This is a genomic window from Tessaracoccus sp. ZS01 (genome assembly GCF_022342445.1).
Lineage (GTDB): Bacteria > Actinomycetota > Actinomycetes > Propionibacteriales > Propionibacteriaceae > Arachnia.
This window is the reverse complement of record NZ_PQFE01000008.1, coordinates 65,804-85,639: the sequence shown is the minus strand read 5'-3', so window position 1 is coordinate 85,639 and position 19,836 is coordinate 65,804. Positions and strand designations below refer to the sequence as shown.

The 19,836-nt window shown below is 68.8% G+C and carries 23 protein-coding genes; 9 read left to right on the top strand and 14 right to left on the bottom strand.

All coding sequences use genetic code 11. The annotated features are described in order from the left end of the window. Positions 1–54 precede the first annotated feature (54 nt). The gene (locus C3E87_RS09365) at positions 55–699 is read left to right on the top strand and encodes a TetR/AcrR family transcriptional regulator (protein ID WP_076061975.1); all 645 of its coding nucleotides are present in this window, start codon (positions 55–57) and stop codon (positions 697–699) included. Beyond that, a complete protein-coding gene (locus tag C3E87_RS09360; RefSeq protein ID WP_076061973.1) occupies positions 696–2,660 on the top strand; it encodes an acyl-CoA dehydrogenase in 1,965 nt (654 codons plus the stop codon). The genes C3E87_RS09365 and C3E87_RS09360 overlap by 4 nt, the downstream gene beginning before the upstream one ends. Here C3E87_RS09360 and C3E87_RS09355 read toward each other — a convergent pair. The 6 genes from C3E87_RS09355 to C3E87_RS09330 all read right to left on the bottom strand — a co-directional run bounded on the left by C3E87_RS09355 (position 2,653) and on the right by C3E87_RS09330 (position 7,902). Then, the gene (locus C3E87_RS09355; protein WP_143570971.1) at positions 2,653–3,768 is read right to left on the bottom strand and encodes a DUF3048 C-terminal domain-containing protein; all 1,116 of its coding nucleotides are present in this window, start codon (positions 3,766–3,768) and stop codon (positions 2,653–2,655) included. The genes C3E87_RS09360 and C3E87_RS09355 overlap by 8 nt on opposite strands. A gap of 92 nt (positions 3,769–3,860) precedes the next feature. Further along, positions 3,861–5,087, bottom strand: a complete 1,227-nt coding sequence (gene purD / locus C3E87_RS09350) for a phosphoribosylamine--glycine ligase (protein ID WP_076061969.1) — start codon at positions 5,085–5,087, stop codon at positions 3,861–3,863. Between the two features lie 29 nt (positions 5,088–5,116). Next, positions 5,117–5,347, bottom strand: coding sequence for a hypothetical protein (locus C3E87_RS09345; protein WP_076061967.1), 231 nt, complete (start codon positions 5,345–5,347; stop codon positions 5,117–5,119). A gap of 43 nt (positions 5,348–5,390) precedes the next feature. Beyond that, positions 5,391–6,305 carry a sigma-70 family RNA polymerase sigma factor gene (locus C3E87_RS09340; RefSeq protein WP_076061965.1) on the bottom strand — a complete coding sequence of 305 codons (915 nt, stop codon included), beginning with the start codon at positions 6,303–6,305 and terminating at the stop codon, positions 5,391–5,393. Positions 6,306–6,377: 72 nt separating this feature from the next. Next, positions 6,378–6,617: a hypothetical protein gene (locus C3E87_RS09335; protein ID WP_076061963.1), complete on the bottom strand. Its 240-nt coding sequence runs from the start codon at positions 6,615–6,617 to the stop codon at positions 6,378–6,380. A 1-nt stretch (position 6,618) separates the two neighbouring features. Further along, the gene (locus C3E87_RS09330; RefSeq protein WP_076061961.1) at positions 6,619–7,902 is read right to left on the bottom strand and encodes an adenylosuccinate synthase; all 1,284 of its coding nucleotides are present in this window, start codon (positions 7,900–7,902) and stop codon (positions 6,619–6,621) included. 207 nt (positions 7,903–8,109) lie between these two features. On the opposite strand from C3E87_RS09330, the gene dhaK reads away from it, so the two are divergent. Genes dhaK through dhaM form a run of 3 tightly spaced genes read left to right on the top strand, consistent with a single transcriptional unit; the run spans position 8,110 to position 10,450 of the window. Next, positions 8,110–9,105: a dihydroxyacetone kinase subunit DhaK gene (gene dhaK / locus C3E87_RS09325; RefSeq protein ID WP_076061959.1), complete on the top strand. Its 996-nt coding sequence runs from the start codon at positions 8,110–8,112 to the stop codon at positions 9,103–9,105. Beyond that, positions 9,102–9,737 carry a dihydroxyacetone kinase subunit DhaL gene (gene dhaL / locus C3E87_RS09320; RefSeq protein WP_369819267.1) on the top strand — a complete coding sequence of 212 codons (636 nt, stop codon included), beginning with the start codon at positions 9,102–9,104 and terminating at the stop codon, positions 9,735–9,737. Before dhaK ends, dhaL begins: the two co-directional genes overlap by 4 nt. Then, positions 9,737–10,450: a dihydroxyacetone kinase phosphoryl donor subunit DhaM gene (gene dhaM, locus C3E87_RS09315; protein ID WP_076061957.1), complete on the top strand. Its 714-nt coding sequence runs from the start codon at positions 9,737–9,739 to the stop codon at positions 10,448–10,450. The genes dhaL and dhaM overlap by 1 nt, the downstream gene beginning before the upstream one ends. Positions 10,451–10,454: 4 nt before the next feature. On the opposite strand, the gene C3E87_RS09310 is transcribed toward dhaM, so the two are convergent. Next, on the bottom strand, positions 10,455–10,895 hold the full coding sequence (locus tag C3E87_RS09310; RefSeq protein ID WP_083665527.1) for a DUF3151 domain-containing protein: 441 nt from the start codon (positions 10,893–10,895) through the stop codon (positions 10,455–10,457). Positions 10,896–11,085: 190 nt separating this feature from the next. Further along, positions 11,086–11,529, bottom strand: coding sequence for a VOC family protein (locus tag C3E87_RS09305; protein WP_076061954.1), 444 nt, complete (start codon positions 11,527–11,529; stop codon positions 11,086–11,088). Positions 11,530–11,617: 88 nt separating this feature from the next. Between C3E87_RS09305 and typA the strand changes: the two genes are divergently transcribed. Beyond that, the gene (gene typA / locus C3E87_RS09300; RefSeq protein ID WP_076061951.1) at positions 11,618–13,480 is read left to right on the top strand and encodes a translational GTPase TypA; all 1,863 of its coding nucleotides are present in this window, start codon (positions 11,618–11,620) and stop codon (positions 13,478–13,480) included. 141 nt (positions 13,481–13,621) lie between these two features. On the opposite strand, the gene C3E87_RS09295 is transcribed toward typA, so the two are convergent. Both C3E87_RS09295 and C3E87_RS09290 read right to left on the bottom strand, forming a co-directional pair. Continuing rightward, entirely contained in the window at positions 13,622–14,188 is a 567-nt protein-coding gene (locus C3E87_RS09295) for a metal-dependent phosphohydrolase (RefSeq protein WP_143570970.1), read from the bottom strand. Then, entirely contained in the window at positions 14,185–14,607 is a 423-nt protein-coding gene (locus tag C3E87_RS09290; protein ID WP_198928266.1) for a hypothetical protein, read from the bottom strand. The genes C3E87_RS09295 and C3E87_RS09290 overlap by 4 nt, the downstream gene beginning before the upstream one ends. A gap of 179 nt (positions 14,608–14,786) precedes the next feature. Here C3E87_RS09290 and C3E87_RS09285 point away from each other — a divergent pair, with 179 nt between their 5' ends. After that, positions 14,787–15,410 (top strand): SatD family protein, encoded by a 624-nt coding sequence (locus C3E87_RS09285; protein WP_233120772.1) that lies wholly within the window; start codon positions 14,787–14,789, stop codon positions 15,408–15,410. 8 nt (positions 15,411–15,418) lie between these two features. Here C3E87_RS09285 and ppk2 read toward each other — a convergent pair whose 3' ends face one another. Next, positions 15,419–16,336 (bottom strand): polyphosphate kinase 2, encoded by a 918-nt coding sequence (gene ppk2 / locus C3E87_RS09280; protein ID WP_076061944.1) that lies wholly within the window; start codon positions 16,334–16,336, stop codon positions 15,419–15,421. Between the two features lie 119 nt (positions 16,337–16,455). Here ppk2 and tpx point away from each other — a divergent pair, with 119 nt between their 5' ends. Beyond that, on the top strand, positions 16,456–16,953 hold the full coding sequence (gene tpx, locus C3E87_RS09275) for a thiol peroxidase (RefSeq protein ID WP_076061941.1): 498 nt from the start codon (positions 16,456–16,458) through the stop codon (positions 16,951–16,953). Between the two features lie 64 nt (positions 16,954–17,017). Here the strand turns inward: tpx and C3E87_RS09270 are convergent, their stop codons facing one another. Both C3E87_RS09270 and C3E87_RS09265 read right to left on the bottom strand, forming a co-directional pair. Continuing rightward, positions 17,018–17,953: a folate-binding protein YgfZ gene (locus C3E87_RS09270; protein WP_143570977.1), complete on the bottom strand. Its 936-nt coding sequence runs from the start codon at positions 17,951–17,953 to the stop codon at positions 17,018–17,020. Continuing rightward, positions 17,950–18,480 (bottom strand): FABP family protein, encoded by a 531-nt coding sequence (locus C3E87_RS09265; RefSeq protein WP_143570976.1) that lies wholly within the window; start codon positions 18,478–18,480, stop codon positions 17,950–17,952. Before C3E87_RS09265 ends, C3E87_RS09270 begins: the two co-directional genes overlap by 4 nt. 59 nt (positions 18,481–18,539) lie before the next feature. Here C3E87_RS09265 and dtd point away from each other — a divergent pair, with 59 nt between their 5' ends. Next, positions 18,540–18,977 carry a D-aminoacyl-tRNA deacylase gene (dtd, locus tag C3E87_RS09260; protein WP_076062067.1) on the top strand — a complete coding sequence of 146 codons (438 nt, stop codon included), beginning with the start codon at positions 18,540–18,542 and terminating at the stop codon, positions 18,975–18,977. Positions 18,978–18,983: 6 nt separating this feature from the next. On the opposite strand, the gene C3E87_RS09255 is transcribed toward dtd, so the two are convergent. Continuing rightward, on the bottom strand, positions 18,984–19,736 hold the full coding sequence (locus C3E87_RS09255) for a hypothetical protein (RefSeq protein WP_143570969.1): 753 nt from the start codon (positions 19,734–19,736) through the stop codon (positions 18,984–18,986). Positions 19,737–19,836: the final 100 nt, after the last annotated feature.

Below are 19,836 nucleotides of genomic sequence, written 5' to 3'. Positions count from 1 at the left end.
ATTATCTGTGACCGAGGGTAGCAGGTACGTAGAGTTTCAGGTACCGTGAGTTACATGAACAAGGTTGAGCAGATCGTCGACGGTCGCGCCGCCCGCTGGGAGCAGCACAACACCGAGCGTCGGCAGGCGCTGGTGGAGGGCGCCGTGAAGGCGATCCGCAAGCACGGCCCGGGCGTCGGCATGGATGAGATCGCCGCCATGGCACAGACCTCCAAGACCGTGTTGTACCGCCACTTCGGCGACAAGGCAGGGCTGTACCAGGCCGTCGTCGCGTCGGTGCACACGTTCATCCTGCGGAAGTTGCCGCTGGAGAAGGGCGAGCACATGCACCCGGCAGAGCTCGTCTCGCAGGTGGCCGACGCCTACCTGGCCGTGGTGGAACGCGACCGCAACCTGTACCTGTTCGTCACCTCGCGGCCCACGGGCGACACGCCCACGTCAGACCCGGTGGGCTCCATCACCGCCCGGATCGGCGACCAGGTCGCGGAAGCGATGCGTGCCTGGCTACGACGCGAAGGGCTCGACGAGGACCCCGCCAACATCTGGGCCCACGGCGCCGTCGGTTACATCTGGGCCGTGGCAGACCGGTGGATCGTCACCAATCTGCGCCGCCCCAGGGCCGACGTCGTGGCCTACATCAACCAGTTCTTCACCCCGGCTTTCGAAGCACAAAAGACACAAAGGAGTGACACCCCATGACCATCACCCCCACCGGCGAAGGCCTGCGACGTGCCCTGGACGGTCCGTTCCATGCGCTGAAGCAGCGTTGGCGTAACGAGGTGAGCGCAGACGACGTGGTCCGCGACACCGACCTCACCATCGAAGAGGCCCGCGAATGGACCTTCGACAGGCTCAAGCGGCTGACCCAGCGCGAATTCGTCACCGCCGGCTTCCCCGCCGCGCAGGGCGGCACCGGCACCTCGGCCGAATCAGTGGCGAACTTCGAGATGATGGCCATGGGAGACCTCTCCCTCACCATCAAGTCCGGCGTCCAGCACGGCCTCTTCGGCGGGGCCATCACCAACCTCGGCACCCAGTGGCACCACGAGACGTTCCTGCCGGGCGCGATCGACGCGTCCCTGCCCGGTTGCTTCGCCATGACGGAACTGGGCCACGGCTCGGACGTGCAGTCCATCGAGACCTCCATCACCTGGGACGCGGAAACCGGCGAACTGGTCGTCCACTCCCCCAGCCCGACGGCGGCGAAGGCCTACATCGGCAACGTCGCCAGGGACGGCCGCATGGCCGCGGTCTTCGGCCAGCTGTGGGTCAACGACGTGCACCATGGCGTCCACGTGGCGCTCGTGCCCATCCGCGACGAGCAGGGCAACCCCATGCCCGGCGTCACCATCGGCGACCACGGCCACAAGGGCGGTCTCCTGGGCGTCGACAACGGCACCCTCATGTTCGAGCACGTGCGCGTGCCGCGCCGGATGCTGCTGGACCGCTACGGCGGCGTCGACGAGACCGGCGACTACCACTCGCCGATCGAGTCGCAGAACGCGCGCTTCTTCACGATGCTGGGCACCCTGGTGCGCGGCCGGATCTGCGTGGGGGGCGGCGCCGCGTCGGCCACCCGCAAGGCGCTGAGCATCGCGGTGCGCTACGCCAACCGCCGCCGCCAGTTCCGCCAGCCGGGTCTGGGCGAGGAGATCCTGCTGATGGACTACCTGCAGCACCAGCGCAGGCTGCTGCCGGACGTGGCACGCGCCTACGCCTACGGCTTCGCGCAGAACGAGGTGTCGCTGCAACTGCAGCGGATCATGGAGGCCGACGGCTCGGATCCGCAGGCCGCCCGCGAACTCGAGACGCGCGCAGCCGGCATGAAGGCCGTGCTGACCCGCTGGGCCAACGACACGTTGCAGGAGTGCCGCGAGGCCAGCGGGGGCGCCGGCTACATGTCGGACAACGGCATCACGCTCGCCCGCCAGGACGCCGACATCTTCGCCACGTTCGAGGGTGACAACACCGTGCTGCTGCAACTGGTTGCCAAGGCGCTGCTCCTGGACTACAAGTCCACCTGGGGCGACATGGACCTGGCCGGCACCGCGCAGAAGACGGCCAAGCTCCTGGGCGGCCGCTTCCTGGAGCGGACCACCGCCCGGTCGGCCATCGACAGGCTGGTGGCCACCGCCAAGCGTAGGCCGGAGGCGGAGCAGCTGCGGGCCCGCGGTTGGCACGTCGAGATGTTCGAGTACCGCGAACGGCACATGGTCGAGGGCCTCGCCCAGCGCATGCGCGCCGCGGGCAGGGCCAAGTCGTTCGACGCGATCAACGCCTGCCAGCCGCACATGATCGAGGCGGCCAAGGCCCACGTCGACCGCGTGGTCCTGGAAGCCTTCATCCAGGGCATCGAGGAGTGCGGCGACGACTACGTCAAGGCGTTGCTGATCAAGGTGTGTGACCTGTACGCGCTGGCCACCATCGAGACGAACCGGGCCTGGTTCCTCGAGCACGAGGTGTTCGACGCCAAGCGCAGCAAGACGATCACGTCCACCGTCGATGCGTTGTGCGGTGAGTTGCGCCCGCAGTCGCTGGCGCTTGCGGAGGGTCTGGGCGTGCCGGAGGAATGGCTCGTCCACCCGCGCAGGGCCGTGCCCCCGATGATGCAGGCTGAGGCCCCCGTCGCCGAAGCGGAGGAGTTGCGCAGGGTCAGCTGATCGCGATCTCGGACCGGGTGTGGGGCAACTCCACCCAGGTCCTTCCGGGCGCCATCGCCAGGGGTTTGCCGCCGGCGACCGTGAAGGTGAACTTCTCCGCGATGGCGCCCTTCGCCCAGGTTCCCGTGACGGCCTTGCCGCCTTGGAGGTAGAAGAACGGACCGCTGTTGTCGACGATGTCGACGACGGGGTCGGCCGCGCCGCCGCCCTTCCAGATCTTGTCCATCCGCCAGGCAGCCTGGATGATGAGCACGTTGTCGCAGACCAGTTGGATGTCACCCTCAACGATGTGCGGCCCCCAGGGCTGCGTGCGGGCGTACTGCCGGCTGCCGGGGTCGTACTCGTAGCTCATGGCGAAGTCGCGGCCGTAGGGCACCTCCACCCTGTGGCCGGCGCTGCCCGCGGTCGCCGACGACTGCGCCGGGTCTGCCACGAAGGGCAGGTAGTCGGCCGGCGGCGGCGCCGTCATGCGTTCGGCGAGCCGTGCCATCTCCGCCGGGTGGGCCATGATCGCCCGGTCGAACTGGCTCTTGCCGTTGGCCTTGTAGACCCGCGACCGGTCGACGCTGTATGCACCCTTGTCGCGCCACTCGAGGTAGGTCATCCGCTCGAGGTGCTCGTCGTGGGCCTTGACGTAGTTCATCACCCATTCCGCCGCCCCGGTGTTGCCCAGTACCGGGCCCATGGGGCTCAGCAGCGGGACGTCGACCGGGCGCATGGAGCGGATGGGTCCCACCGCCTCGGGGTACCGGCTGTGGAACACCGGCACGAGGCGCGTGTACGAATCGCCGTTGGGCTGGCAGAACCACATGTCCGCGTCGGCGAAGCCGGCGGTCTGGGGGTTCTCCTGCTTGAGGTTGGGCACCTTCAGCGCGACGGCGGGGCCGAGCAGCGTCGCGGCGTCCTCCACCGGCAGCCAGGTGAGGGGCGCGCGTGTCACCGGGGCAGGCGACGGGCTGGGCGAGGGCGACGGCTTCGGCGACGCCTTCTTCGACGGGGACGGGCTGGGCGTCGGCGACTCCACCGTGGGCTGTTGATCCGCCGCGCAGCCCGCCAGTGCGGCGGTGCCGCCGAGCATGCCGAGCAGTAGGTGTCGACGCGTCGTCACTGACGTCCCCCTTGGTCGCTTACAAAATCGCCTCATGTTAGCGGAGGCGAACGCGGCCGATCAGCGCGGGAGGCGATCGCCGCCAGAAGTGATCAGTGCGGGATGCCGATGTCTGTGCGGTTGAACCCGTCGGCGTAGTCGATGCGACCCAGCAGTCCGTAGGCGTTGGCGCGGGCCTCATCCACGTCGATGCCCCTACCCACGACGCCCAGCACGCGCCCGCCGGCCGCGACCAACTGGTCTCCGTCGAGGCGGGTTCCGGCGTGCAGCACGTAGGCATCCGCCTCGTCGGCGGGCAGGTTGATCGCACCGCCGGGAGCGGGGACACCGGGATAACCTGCTGCGGCCTGCACGACGACCAACGCGGCACCCTCGCGCCACTCGAGCTCTCCCACGGTGTCGAGCTCACCGCGGGCCGCGGCCCGGAGCACCCCGGCCAGCGGGGTCTTCAGCAGGGCCAGGACAGCCTGGGTCTCCGGGTCACCGAAGCGGACGTTGAATTCGACGATCCGCAGCCCCTTCGACGTGAGGGCCAGGCCCGCGTAGAGCAGCCCGACGAAGGGCGTACCGCGTCGACGCATCTCGGCGAGGGTGGGGTTGATGACCTCGTCCATCACCTGCCGGGTGAGGCCGGGCTCGGCCCACGGCAGCGGGCAGTACGCGCCCATGCCGCCGGTGTTGGGGCCGGCGTCGTTGTCGCCCACCCGCTTGTAGTCCTGGGCGGGCAGCAGGGGCAGCGCACGTTCGCCGTCGCAGATGGCGAACAGCGAGGCTTCGGGGCCGTCGAGGAAGTCTTCGATCACGACGTGCCCGCAGCTCTCCGCGTGCCGGAGGGCCTCGTCGCGGTCGTTGGTGACGACGACGCCCTTCCCGGCCGCGAGGCCGTCGTTCTTCACGACGTGGGGGGCACCGAACTCGTCCAACGCCGCTTCGTACTCGTCGCGCGTGGTGCAGACGCGCGCATCGGCCGTCGGCACGCCTGCTGCGTGCATGACCTCCTTCGCGAACGCCTTGGAGCCTTCGAGGACCGCCGCCTCGCTCCCGGGGCCGAACGCGTCGATGCCTTCGGCGCGCAACGCATCCGCGACTCCGGCCACCAGCGGCGCCTCGGGGCCGATCACGACGAGGTCGATGGCGAGCCGTCGCGCGAGGTCCAGCACCGCTTCGGGGTCCGCGGGATCCGCGGAGTGGAGCGTGGCGATGGCGGCGAGCCCCGGGTTGCCGGGCACGGCGTGCAGCTCAGTGACGGAGGGATCAGCGACGAGGGCGCGGCCGAGCGCATGTTCGCGGCCGCCCGAGCCCAGCAGGAGGATCTTCACCCGCGACAGCCTAGTGGGCCACCGCGAAATCAGAGCGCAGGCGGATGCTCGTCGTCGGCGATGGGCTCGTGCTCGACGTCTTCTTCGATGTGCTTCTGGGTGCCGATCCGCATGCCGAACCAGGCCACAAGAGCTGTGGCTCCCACGGGGATGACCCACCACCAGTTCCACGGGAAGCCGCCCTCACTGGTGGCGGCGATGATGAACCCGAGGCCGAACAGGGCGGCCCCGACCGCCAGGGCGATCACGATCCATTTCATTCTCGGCTGCACGGCCCCTCCTCGGATGGTTGATGGTCCGACCCTACGCATCCGACGGGTCACGATCACCACCCCGAGAGGTGCCACGGGCGGGCTCCACCACCGGCCAGGCGACCTGGACGCACCCGTCCCGCAGGCTGACGCAGGCCCGCAGTTCGCCGACGGCGACCTTCTCCATCTGCCGGATGCGCTCGCGGCCCACGCCGTAGGCCCGTCCGATCTCCTCCAGGGTCTGCGGCTCCCCGCAGAACCCGAACCGGCGGCGCAGCACGTCCACGGCGCGCGCATCGCTGAAGACGAGCGGGTCCAGGAGCACGCGACGCAGCCACTCCCCCTCGAGCGCCTCGCCGACCCCGGCCGTCTCGTCCACGAGTACCCCGCCGAGCCATTCTGCGCCCAGCCCGTCCTCGCAGAATTCCAGGCCGACGGGGGTGCGTAGCTCCGCCAGCCACCTGATCATCTCCGGGTTGATCCCCTCCGATTCCAGGAAATCCCGGTTGTCCTCGGTGAACCGGCGCCAAGAGCCGCTGCCCTGGGCGGCGAAGAGGCCCGCCGCGCGTCGGTACACCGCATCCGCGTGGACCGGGATGCGGATGAGGCCCCCCTGGTCGGCTTCGGCGCGCCTCACCGTCTGCGCCAGCCACCAGAGGGCATACGAGGCGAACGTGACGCCCAGTGTGTGGTCGAACTTCTCGACGGCGCGGACCAGCGCTGCGGCGGCTTCCTGGGCCCGGTCCTCCGACGGCAGCCGGCCGTTCCCCGACGCGCCAGCCACCCGCAGCGCCAAGGGCAGGTGGCGTTCGATCACCCGCCTCTTGGCCTCGGCCCCCGCCTCGGTCACCCGTTCCAGTTCGGCCCGGGCCCACCGTCGATCCCCCTGCGCCAGCAGGTGGGTGGCGTAGAGCCCAGCCTCGATAGCCGTCCACGTGCCCCGCTCGGCGCTGATCCGCTGATGCATGGTCGCTCCCCCTCATCCGGTTGGGAACGACGCTATTAGGACACTCGGACAATTCCTGGCGCGGCCCGGCGGCTAGGGGGCGTCTCCAGGGTGTTGGGCGTCGTACTCGGCGTCCGCACGGTCGGCAGCTTCCTGGGAGCGCTGGATCACCAGGCGGAACCCGACGATCACCGCCATGAACGCGCCGCCGAGGGGCACGGCCCACCACCAGCCCCAGCCGATGCTCTCCTGGGTCACGGCGATGATCACCGTGCCGATCATGAACACGGTGATCAGCGCGATGAGCGCAATGACCAGGGGACGAACCCGCACGTCAGATCAGGTTGTGGATGGCGACCGACTGCTCGCGGCCCGGCCCCACCCCGATGCCGCTGATGCGCACGCCGATGAGGTGCTCAAGCCGCTTCACGTACTCCTGCGCCTTGACCGGCAGCTCGTCGAACGTGCGGACGCCCGAGATGTCCTCGTGCCAGCCGTCGAGGTATTCGTAGACGGGCTTGGCGTGGTGGAACTCGGACTGCGTCATCGGCATGACGTCGTGGCGCACGCCGTCGACCTCGTAGGCGACACACACGGGAATCTTGTCCCAGCCGCTGAGGATGTCGAGCTTGGTGAGGAACACGTCGGTGAAGCCGTTGATCTTGCAGGCCTGCTCCACCAGCAGGGCGTCGAACCAGCCACAGCGACGGGGGCGTCCGGTGGTCGCGCCGAACTCGCCGCCGATCTCGCGCAGCTTCTCCCCGTCCTCGTCGAACAGTTCGGTGGGGAACGGGCCCTCGCCGACACGGGTGGTGTAGGCCTTCGCGATGCCGACGGTTCGGTCGATCCGCGTGGGGCCGACGCCGCCGCCCGTGGTGGCACCGGCCGCCGTGGGGTTCGACGAGGTCACGTACGGGTAGGTGCCCTGGTCGACGTCGAGGTGGTGCGCCTGGGCGCCCTCGAACAGCACGACCTTGCCCTCGTCGAGCGCATCGTTGACGAAGCGGCCGGAGTCGATGATGTAGGGCCGGATGGTGTCGGCGTGCGCGAGCAGCGACTCCACGATCTCCTCCGGCATGATCGGGCGGCGGTTGTACACCTTGACCAGCAGCTGGTTCTTCTGGTCGAGCGAGGCTTCGATCTTCTGCCGCAGGATGGACTCGTCCAGGATGTCCTGGATGCGGATGCCGAGGCGGTTGACCTTGTCGGAGTAGCAGGGGCCGACGCCGCGGCCGGTGGTGCCGATGCGGCGCTTGCCGAGGAAGCGCTCGGTCACCTTGTCGATCACCTTGTGGTACTCGGTGATGATGTGCGCGTTGGCCGACACGTAGGGGTGCGGCACGTCGACGCCGCGGTCCTTCAGCACGCGCAGTTCACCGGCCAGGACGTCGAGGTCGACGACGACGCCGTTGCCGATCACCGTCGTGGTTCCGGGGTTCAGGATGCCGGACGGCAGCAGGTGCAGGACGAACTTCTCGCCGCCCACCACCAGCGTGTGTCCGGCGTTGTTGCCGCCGGAGTAGCGCACACAGAGATCCACCCTGTCGCCCAGCTGGTCCGTCGCCTTGCCCTTGCCCTCGTCGCCCCATTGCGCTCCGACAACCACCACACTCGGCATCTGGCTACTCCCATTCGTACATAGAGATGGCCCCGCGCGTCGCTTGGGGCCGTGCCACCGCAGTCTACCCCTCCAGGGTGGACCCCACGCGGCGCTCCTCAAAGGGCGGCGAAAGGTTGGGCACAGAGCCCCCACCGATTGCGCACGGATGGAAGAATAGAACCTGACGCGCGCACGCGCGCCGTGCAAAGACGCAGGAGTAGCGTGATGAAGAAATTGATCAATTCCCCTGACGACGTCGTCCGGAATGCTCTGAAGGGCGTCGAGGCCTCAGATCCGGAAGTCCGCGTGGATCACGACAACCGCATCGTCTACCGCGCCCAGCAGAAGGACCAGGGCAAGGTCGCCCTCATCTCCGGCGGCGGTTCCGGCCATGAGCCGATGCACGGCGGCTTCGTCGGGTTCGGCATGCTCGACGCAGCGTGCGCCGGTGAGATCTTCACCTCCCCCACCCCGGACCAGATGCTCGAGGCCACCACCACCGTCGACGGCGGGGCGGGCGTGCTGCACATCGTGAAGAACTACACCGGCGACATCATGAACTTCGAGATGGCGGCCGAGCTCGCCGCCGACGCCGGGATCACCGTCGAGACGGTCATCGTGGCCGACGACGTGGCGGTGCAGGACTCCCTCTACACGGCCGGCCGCCGCGGTGTCGGCACGACGGTGCTGCTGGAGAAGATCGTCGGCGCCGCCGCCGAGGAGGGCCGCGACCTCGCGGCAGTGAAGGAACTGGCGCAGAAGGTCGCCGACAACGGCCGTTCGATGGGCATGGCGCTCACTTCCTGCACCGTCCCCGCCGCGGGCCGCCCCACGTTCGACCTCCCGGAAGACCAGATGGAGATCGGCATCGGCATCCACGGCGAGCCGGGGCGGCACCGCGAGCCCATCGGCGACGCGAAGTCCGTGGCCAGGCAACTGGTGGAGCCCATCCTGCACGACCTCGACTTCACCGGCGCCCCGGTCATCGCCATGCTCAACGGCATGGGCGGCACCCCGCTCATCGAGCTGTACCTGATGTACGGCGAAGTCATCGACCTGCTGGGCGAGGCCGGCGTCCGCGTCGAGCGCAACCTGGTGGGCAACTACATCACCAGCCTGGACATGGCCGGCTGTTCGCTCACTCTGCTGCGTGCAGATGACGACATCATCGGCCTGTGGGACGCGCCAGTGCGGACCGCCGGGCTACGGTGGGGCCTGTGAGCGAGAACGAACTGACCCTCGACGACCTCGCGGAGTGGCTGCGCCGGTTCGCGCAGATCGTCGACGAGAACAAGATCTACCTGACCGATCTGGATTCGGCCATCGGTGACGCAGACCACGGTGCCAACATGGCCCGCGGCACCGCGGCCGTCGTGACCACGCTGGACGAGGCCAACAGCATCGATGCGCTGTTGAAGAAGGCGGGGATGACGCTGGTCAGCACGGTCGGCGGCACCGCCGGCCCGCTCTACGGCACGCTGTTCATGAAGATGGGCATGGCCACGGGCCAGGTCGTCACGCTACGCGCGGCAGACTTCGCGAAGGCCCTGCGCTCCGGCATCGACGGCCTGATCGCCCGCGGGAAGACGGAGCTCGAGGACAAGACGATGGTCGACGCGCTGCTGCCGGCCATCGACGCCCTCGACGCCGCGCTGGACGAGGGCGCCACCCTGAAGGACGCCATCGAATCGGCACAGGAGGCCTCGGCCGCCGGTCGTGACGCGACCGTCCCGCTGGTCGCCCGCAAGGGCAGGGCCAGCTACCTCGGTGAACGCTCGGCCGGCCACATGGACCCGGGAGCAGCCTCGGCCACCTACCTCTGGGACGCGTTGTCGCACGTGGTGCAGGCCTGATGGCTGTCGGCATCGTCGTCGTCTCCCACTCGCGCCGGCTCGCTGAGGCGGCCGTCGACCTCGCGCTGCAGATGGTCCACGACGACCCGCCGCCGATTGCCCTGGCGGCCGGCACCATCGACGGCGGCATCGGCACGGACGCGACGGCGGTGACTTCTGCGATCTCAGAGGTGGACCAGGGCGACGGCGTGGTGATCTTCGTCGACATCGGGTCCGCCGTGATGAGCGCGGAGCTGGGTATCGAGCTCTACGGCTTCGGCGGCCACGACATCCGCGTCCTCGCCGCGCCCTTCGTTGAGGGCATCATGGCCGGGGTGATCAAGGTGGCCAGCGGAGCCGGCATCGACGAGGTGGAGGCCGAGTGCGTGGCGGCGATGGGCCCGAAGCAGGCCCACCTCGGCACCCCGGAACAGGTGAGTGCGGCCCCCGAATCGAACCGATCGGCGCAGGCGCGCGGTGAGGCGCGGTTGGTGAACGAGGCAGGGCTCCACGCCCGGCCGGCTGCGATGTTCGTCGCAAAGGCCCGTCAGTTCGACGCCCAGGTCCTGGTCAGCAAGGGCGTCATCGGCCCGGCTCCCGCCACGAGCAGCATCGGGCTCGCCACGCTGGACGCCCGGATGGGCGACTCCCTCTTCATCGAGGCCACCGGCGCTCAGGCGCAGGAAGCCGTCGACGCACTGGTGCGTCTGATCGAGTCCGACTTCGCAGGCTGAGCCTTCAGGCAGGCTCGGTGGCGAGCGCCTGGTACGCCTCTTCGGACGAGTCACGCAGGAACTGCGCGCAACGGTCCTGTTCCTGGGCTTCACCGATCCGACCCGCCGCAACGCTCAGCGCGTACAACGCCCGGAGGAAGCCCCGGTTGGGCTCGTGCGCCCAGGGGATCTGACCGCTGCCCTTCCAACCGTTGCGACGCAGCAGGTCCAGCCCGCGGTGGTAGCCGGTGCGGGCGTAGGCATAGGCGGCGATGTCGTTGCCCAGGTCGCCTTCAGCCAGGCAGGTCTCGGCGAGCAGTGCCCAGCAGAGCGAGCTCTCAGGATGCGACGCCACGACGTCGAGGAAGCCCCCGCTGCCCCGCTCCACGATCGCTTCGAGAGCGGGGTCCTCGGGCAGGTGGACCACGACGTCGGATGCCATGAGATTGGGGTGCGTCTCGCTCATGGCGACAGCCTACACAGCCCGCGTCACAGCACCCCGAAGGCACTCCGCGTCGGTCCCCGGCGACCCCCCGGCGTCCAGCACCGATGCTCAGACGTTGCTCATGCACCTCGCTGGTACCTCCAGCCTGTTCCCCGCCGACCGGCGACACCATGGAGCTACGTGGCGTATGCGGGCCGACACGTCAGTTGCGTCAGTCGAGGCAGAACTCGTTGCCCTCGGGGTCCTGCATCACGATCCAGCCCGCGTCCCCGTTGTCGGGCGCAGGTTCCTCCCGCCGCACCCGTCTGGCGCCGAGGTCGACGAGCCGCCCGCACTCCGCTTCGAGCACGTCCATCCGGTCGGCCCCCACCTGCCCGGGCGCCACCCGCACGTCGAGATGGAGCCGGTTCTTGACCACCTTGCCCTCCGGCACCCGCTGGAAGAAGACCCTCGGGCGCACGCCGTCCGGGTCGATGATCGCGTTGATCGAGTTCCACTGGTCCCGGGGCACACCCCAGGCGACGAGCTGTTCCTCCCAGGTGTCGAATTCCGGCGGCGCCTCACGCACGTAGCCCAGCACCTCGCACCAGAATTGGCCGAGCGCCAGGGGGTCAGCGCAGTCGAAGGTAACCTGGAAGTCGAAGCGTCGCGGCATGCCACCAGTGTGGGCCTTTTTCTCCGTGGCCGCTTGCGGGCCGTACACTTTCCCGCGGCCCTCCGCCTTCTATCTCTGGGAGACCCCCATGCCCCAACGTTCCGATCTGCGTAACGTGGCGATCATCGCCCACGTCGACCACGGAAAGACCACCCTCGTCGATGCCATGCTGTGGCAGTCGGGTGCTTTCCGGGAAGGCTCGGACGTCAACAACCGGGTGATGGACTCGATGGACCTCGAGCGCGAGAAGGGCATCACCATCCTCGCGAAGAACACCGCCGTGCACCACCGCCGTCCCAACGGCGAGGACACCATCATCAACATCATCGACACGCCCGGCCACGCCGACTTCGGCGGTGAGGTCGAGCGCGGCCTCGAGATGGTCGACGGTGTGATCCTTCTCGTGGACGCCTCTGAGGGCCCGCTCCCCCAGACCCGCTTCGTCCTGCGCAAGGCGCTCGCGAAGAAGCTCCCGATCATCGTGGTGGTCAACAAGGTGGACCGCGCGGACGCCCGCATCTCCGCCGTCGTCGAAGAGACCTACGACCTGTTCATCGACCTGCTCGACGACGACGCGGCCGATGGCCTCGACTTCCCCATCGTCTTCGCCTCCGCCAAGGCGGGCCGCGCGTCGACGACCCAGCCGGCGGACGGCACCATGCCCGACAGCCCCAACCTGGAACCGCTGTTCGACACCCTGTTCGACACCATCCCCGCCCCCGAATACGAAGAGGGCGCCACGCTGCAGGCGCACGTCACCAACCTCGACGCCTCTCCGTACCTGGGTCGCCTCGCGCTGCTGCGCGTCGTCGCCGGTGAACTGAAGCGCGGCCAGCAGGTGGCCTGGTGCAAGACCGACGGCACCATCCAGAACGTCAAGCTCACCGAACTGCTGCGCACCGAGGCCCTCGACCGGGTGCCCGCGGAGAGCGCCGGCCCGGGCGACATCGTCGCCATCGCCGGCATCCCGGACATCATGATCGGCGAGACCCTCTCGGATCCGGAGAACCCCAAGCCGCTGCCGCTCATCGCGGTCGACCAGCCGTCGATCTCCATGACCATCGGCATCAACACGTCGCCGCTCGCCGGCAAGTCCGGCAAGAACCTGACGGCCCGCCTCCTCAAGGCCCGCCTGGACCAGGAACTCATCGGCAACGTCTCCATCCGCGTCTCGCCCACCGAGCGTCCCGACACCTGGGAGGTCCAGGGCCGAGGCGAACTGCAGCTCGCCATCCTCGTCGAGATGATGCGTCGCGAGAACTTCGAGCTCACCGTGGGCAAGCCCCAGGTGGTCACCCAGGTCATCAACGGCAAGGTCCACGAGCCGATCGAGCGCCTCACCGTCGACATCCCCGAAGAGTTCGTCGGCACTGTGTCCCAGCTCATGGGGCTGCGCCGCGGCCGCATGGAACAACTGGTCAACCACGGCACCGGCTGGGTCCGCCTCGAGTTCATCGTCCCGGCACGCGGCCTGATCGGCTTCCGTACGGAGTTCCTCACCGAGACGCGCGGCACCGGCATCATGAACCACGTCGCCGAGGGCTACGAGCCCTGGGCCGGCGACTTCCGCACCCGTCCCACCGGCTCGCTGGTTGCGGACCGCACCGGCTCGGTCACGTCGTACGCGCTGTTCAACCTGCAGGAGCGCGGCACGCTGTTCGTCTCCCCCGGCGCGGAGGTGTACGAGGGCATGATCGTGGGCGAGAACCCGCGTCCCGAGGACATGGACGTCAACCCCACCAAGGAGAAGAAGCTCACCAACGTGCGCTCCTCCACCGGTGACGAGCTCGAGCGGCTGATCCCCGCCAAGCAGATGTCGATGGAACAGCAACTGGAGTTCTGCGCGGCCGACGAGTGCCTCGAGGTCACCCCGGCCGTCGTGCGCATCCGCAAGGTGGTCCTCAACGGCAACGAGCGTCAGCGCGAGCGCAACCGCCAGAAGAAGAACTAGCCCGGACACGTAGAACGCCGGGCGTGCCTTGGGGGGATCTGCACGCCCGGCGTCCATGTTGCGGCCACGTTGCCGCTAGGCAAACACTCCGCCGACGGTGGAAAACCGTGTGCATCTACGGTACGACGGCGGGAGGGTCATTTACAAGGATTCTCCGGCCAGTTCACGCTCAAGATTGGCCCGCGCGGAGCCCTCCCACCGCTCCAGGCCAAGCTCCGTGGCGAAAATACGGGGCCGCTCCAGCATGCGCTGGGCGAAGGCCCGACGGCGGGCCCGCCACTGCGCCGGAGGCAGCCCCGGGAGCTCCGCCCTGATCGCCTGCACGTTGGCCAGGTACCGCTCCCAGGTGAGCCCCAGACCGTGCAGATCCGCATCCGCGACGCGGGCGGCCCGCTGGTCCCCGGCTGTGGGCGCGTGGGAAATCGTGATCAACACCAGCCGGCACACCTCATCCACCTCCGTGGGAGTCAGGTGCGGTGCGAGGAGAGCGCGGGCCACCTCTGCCGAGGCCAGTTCGTCCTGGGGGGAGGTGTTGGTGTGCACCGCGTCGTGGCACCAGTAGGCCAGACGCTCGAGGTCACCGGCCCCCAGCAGCTCAAGGGCCTCCAGCCCGTCGGCGAGGTGCGAGACGCCGTGGTAGCGACGGTGGGGTTCGCGCCAGCGGGCCAGCAGCTCCGCCGCCACCTCCTCCGGGAGCGGGTCCGTCACCACAACCGCACCACCCCGTAGGCGATGCCCGCCCACAGCGCGGCCCACAGCACGCTGGCGAAGGTGCCGATGATGAACAACTCACCCTTACGGGAAGTGCCGGACGCAGAGGTGGTCTTGAGGTCCGCGTAACGCCCGAGCCCCTTGACCGCGAGCACGATGGCGATGCCCTCCGGGAACCCCGCCACGAGGCAGCAGTAGATGGCGATGCGCTCGAGGATGCCCACCCACCGCCCGCCGGGCAGTTCCTGCTGGGCCGCCACCAGGCCCAGATTCCTCCGGGTCTGTTCCAGATCGTCTTCCACCCTGCGGGCAACCTGGTCGATGCGGCGCAGCAGCCAACGGATCACCCCGTTGCCGAGCAGCGCGAACGCTCCGCCCGCCACCAGGACGGCACCCTTCATCAGCAGATCCAGCACGCGTCAGACGCTACACGGCGACACCGACACCCGGGGGCCGGAAGATGGGGCACTTGCCCGATGCGCAGGGCCTACGCCGCTGTCACCGAGGTGGTTGAGCCGGGCGTGCTGCGCTGATCTGATCGCTGCACGGGACCTTCACTTCGCCGTTCTTAAGCTAATATCTTCATATGGCACAAATGAAGGCTTGGTCTAACGTGGTCGGTGTCCTCTTCGACGTCGTCGGCTCCCGCGGTGAATCCCGCGCGCAACGTCACCGTGCCCTGCTGTCCGCCGTCGACGACACCAACAGGCGGGTGTCGGCGCTGGACGCCCTGCGGTTCACCGTCGGCGACGAACTGCAGGGCATCTACGCCTCATTGGAGGAGGCGCTACGGGCGGCCTACTTCCTGCGCCTGACCCTGGCGCCGGAGGTGGACCTGCGCGTGGGCCTCGGCGTGGGCGAGGTGAAGGTGATCGACGAAGAGCGGGGCATTCAGGACGGCACCGCCTGGTGGCGCGCCCGGGAGGCGGTCGACGCCGTGCGCGCCCAGGCTTCTGACGCCGGCTACCGGGGAACCCGGACGGCCATCGTGGGCCTTGAGCCCCCGTCGGTCCTGCCCTCGACGGTGGGGCTCATCGACGCGCACCTCGCCCGGCTCCGGGGGGCCACCGTCGGGTCCCTGCTGGGCCTGCTCGACGGGCTGAGCAACGCGGAGATCGCGGAGCGGGAGTCCATCTCGGAGTCCGCGAACTCCCAGCGGGTGATCAACAACGACCTCCGGCCGCTCGCCGACGCCATCCGGGCGGTCACGGGCTGCTAGCCCGAGGCTCAGTCCTCGTGCTCCTCTGGCTCCTCGGCCATCCGGTTCTTGCGGCCCATGGTCACGATCAGCGGGTCGACCGGCTTGATGACCGAGGGGTCCTTGCCGTCGTAGTCGTGCAGGCCGAGGAACAGGCGCATGGCGTTGAGCCGGGCGCGCTTCTTGTCGTTGGACTTGATGCGGTACCAGGGGGCGATCGCCGTGTCGGTGTGCTTCAGCATCGCGTTCTTCGCGGCCGTGTAGTCGTCCCACCGGCCCAGCGACTCCAGGTCCATCGGCGACAACTTCCACTGCCGCACGGGATCGATCTGACGGATGGCGAAGCGCGTGCGCTGCTCGCGCTGCGTGACGGAGAACCACAGTTTCGTCACCGTGGTGCCGGCCTCGATGAGCATCTCCTCGAACAACGGCGCCTGCCGCACGAAGGTGTCGTATTCCTGGTCCGAACAGAACCCCATCACGCGCTCCACGCCTGCCCGGTTGTACCAGGAGCGGTCGAACATCACGATCTCGCCCGCCGTCGGGAGATGCTGGATGTAGCGCTGGAAGTACCACTGGCCCCTCTCCCGTTCCGTGGGCACGCCCAGTGCCACGGTGCGGGCGTAGCGGGGATTGAGGTGCTCGGTGAATCGCTTGATGGCGCCACCCTTGCCCGCCGCGTCGCGGCCTTCGAACAGGACGACGTGCTTGGTGCCGCGGTCCTGCGCCGAATACTGGAACTTCAACAGTTCGATCTGCAGCTGCCGCTTCTCGATCTCGTACTCGTTGCGCCCCAGGAGGACGTCGTACGGGTAGCGGTCGCGCCAGGTCTCGACGGCCTGTCCGAGCGGGTCGATGAGGTATGGGTCCTCGCCGTGCACATCAGTGACGGCGAAACCATCCGCGAGGAGTTGGTCGATGTATTCGCGCAGGCTCGATTGACTCATAGCAGGATCCAACCACTTCCGGGTGAACAGAGGGCGAACACACGCGCGACCACCCCTGTTCGCCGACAGGGGACGAGACGCACCGGTCGCCGTTTGGTTGCATGGGCAAGGATCGGGGCATGGCTGATATCACCCACAAAGGAAACCCCGTCCGTACCGTAGGCGAACTGCCCGCAGTCGGCTCCACCGCCCCGGATTTCGTGGTCACCGGCACCGACCTCGCCGAGGTCCGGCTGTCCGACTTCGCCGGCAGGAAGCTGCTCATCAGCATCTTCCCGTCGCTCGACACCGGAGTGTGCGCCACCTCGCTTCGCACCTTCAACGAGAGCGCAGCCGGCCTCGAGGGCGCCACCGTCCTGAACGTCTCGCGCGACCTACCGTTCGCGCACGCCCGGTTCTGCGAGTCTGAGGGCATCGACAACGTCGTGGTCGCCTCCGATTTCCGCACCGACTTCGGCGAGAACTACGGCGTCACGCTGGAGACCGGCGCGCTCAAGGGCCTCCTCTCGCGCTCCGTCATCGTGATCGACGAGGACGGCAAGGTCGTCTACACCGAGCAGGTGCCGGAGATCGGCCAGGAGCCGGACTACCAGGCCGCGCTGGCCGCGCTGAACTGACCTGAACGCGACACCCCCACGCCCGGCTGATGCTGAGCGTGGGGGTGTGTCGTTGGCGGCGGCGTCAGCCGAGCACGGGCCGGACGTGCAGGCCGACCTCCGGGTCCACCAGCACCTCCTGGGCCGCGGCGATTCCGTCGGCCAGCAGTTCCGCGTCGACAGGCACGTTGCGCTTCACCAGGGCCAGGGCGATGGGGCCCAGCTCATGGTGGCGGGCCGACGAGCCCACGAAGCCGACGGTGCGGCCGCCGTACTCAACCGGGGAGCCCTGTTCCGGCAGCTGCGACAGCGAACCGTCCAGGTGCAGCTGCACCAACCGACGGGGCGGCCGGCCCAGCGTGTGCACGCGGGCGACTGTCTCCTGCCCGCGGTAACAGCCCTTGTTGAGGTGAGTGCCCACCAGGCCGATCTCGTTCGGGATGGTCTTGTGGTCCGTGTCGACGAAGAGGCGCGGCACACCGGCGGCCACGCGCAGGGCGTCGAACGCCCAGGTGCCGACGGTGGGCTCCACCTCTGCGTCCACCGGGAGGAAGACGTCCAGCCCGCCGACGTCGGAGTCGCGGACGCGCCACCGGGGATCCAGTGGCACCCTGTGCCCGACCCAGGCGAGGCGCAGGTCCGTGCGCCGGGTGACCTCCACGCGCATCACGAACCGCATGGAGTCGAGGAACTTCACCAGCGCTTCGGCCCTGCCCGGTTCGGTCCAGGCGAGGAAGCTGGTGCCGTCGTCGGTGCCGTAGAGCACGTGCTCGATGTGCCCCGTGGGAGACAGGATCAGCGCCGTGGTTGACTGCCCCGCCCCCAGGCCGGACAGGTGTTGCGTGGTGATGGAATGCAGCCAGGTGAGGCGGTCCGCGCCGGAGATCTCGACGACCTCGCGGTTGCGCAGGTCCACGACACCCTCGCCCGAGGCGAGCGAGCGGGCCTCTGCGACGGGGTTCCCGAAGTGCCAGATCAGCCCCGCGTCGAGGCCCTCATCCATGGCGACGGCGGCCATCAGACCCTCTTCAGGCGGGCCCACATGTGCGGGCGCAGGTCGTGGGCGGTGGTGGAGCGGTCGAGCGCGTACATGAGGTCTCCCTCGACCTTGCCGTACAGGCGCTGCCCGGACATGTGCTCGACCGCGGCGGACTCGCCGCGCACCACCGCGTCGGTGGTCAAGTCGATGCGGGTCACCTGGATCTTGCCGATCAGGATCTCGGTCCAGCCCTCGGAGTTGGCCAGTTCCACCTCGACGGAGGCGTCGGGCTTCGGGCGCCAGAACCCGGTCTCCATGCCGAGCACCTTGGTGGCCCGGCCGATCCCCTCCGTGGCCTCCTGTTGCCCGGCGGGACCCTCATCGAGCAGGAAGGTCTGCGAGATGTAGTAGAGGTAGTCATCGCCGTTGTGCTGGAACTCCATGCGCTGCTCGAACTGGAAGCCGTTGCCCTCGTGGTCCGTGCCGTGGCCGGTGCCTTCCCAGCGACCGACCATCCAGCCCAGCGCCGTCAGTGCGGGATTGAGCCCCTCAGGGACCTCGATGTCAATATTCATCTGCGGTTCGGTCGACATGCGGGCCAGTATACGAAGCAGCCACAATGGGCACCATGCGTGTTGTGGTGACCCGGGTGCTCGAGGCCTCCGTGAAGGTCGACGGTGAGGTGGTCGGCGAGCTGGACGGCCCCGGCCTGCTCGTCCTGGCGGGCGTCGGCCACGACGACACCCCCGACGACGCCGCGGCGCTGGCCCGGAAGATCTGGTCGCTGCGGATCCTCGCCGACGAACAGTCGGCCAGCGACGTCGACGCGCCCCTGCTCGTCGTCAGCCAGTTCACCCTCTACGCCTCGACGCGGAAGGGGCGCCGCCCGTCCTGGAGCCGCGCGGCCGGCGGCGGCGTGAGTCAGCCGCTCGTCGAGGAACTGTGCCGGCAGTTGGAGTCGCTGGGCGCGACGGTGGCGCGGGGCAGGTTCGGCGCCCACATGCTCGTCAGCTCCGTCAACGACGGCCCCGTGACCATCACCATGGACACGAAGAACTGGGAGTGAGCCGGCTCAGGCTGGGGTGAGGAACTCCACCGAGCTGAGCGACACGGCGTCGGCATTGGCTTCGCCGTCGCCGGGAGCGGTGGCATCCAAGACCGTCATGGTCACGCCCGTGGCGGACAGCGGCGGGAAGCGCACTTCCTGCGGATTGCGGTTGTTCGCAGCCAGGCCCTGCACGAAGAAGGACCCGTCGTCGAACTCCCACCTGATGCTGAGGACGCGGCGCTCCATCAGGTACCGGTCTGACCAGGCGGTGTTGCCGTTGACCACTCGCACGCCGACGAGGGGCCGGCGCCCGCTGAATGTGAACGTCACCTGCTCCCCCACGCCCTCGCCGTGGCAGCGCCACAGGGTGCCCGAGTCGTCGTCGATGAGCATCGCCGGAGTGTCCCGCGTGCCGCCCTCAAGGCACTGCCCCTCGGCAGCCACCACGTTGGCGACCACCACGGCGTCCGAATACGGCACCCCCTCGGTGCTGGGCGGGGCGGAGGCCGTCGCGGTGGGCAGCGGAGCAGGGCTCACGGTCACCATCGGATCCTGGTTGCCGCGGAAGAAGAACAGACGCCCGACGGCGAAGGCCAGCAGCACTGCGAGCACCAGGATGCCGGCCAGCATGCGCAGCGAAATCCCGTCCTGTCCGAGCGGCACCGTCTTGACCGACGACCGTTCAGGCACGTGGGACCGCTCCGGCTCCCCGCGCGCCTCCTCGGGGCCTTCTTCGGCCCCTTGCCGGAACAGATCGTCCGGAAGGTCCTGCGTCATGGGGAACATGGTAGCGGTGGAGCTCAGGCCACCCCGGAACGTGCGTACCACGGGGGGCGACGTACCACTAGGATGAGGTCGTCCCGCGGAGCGCGGAAGG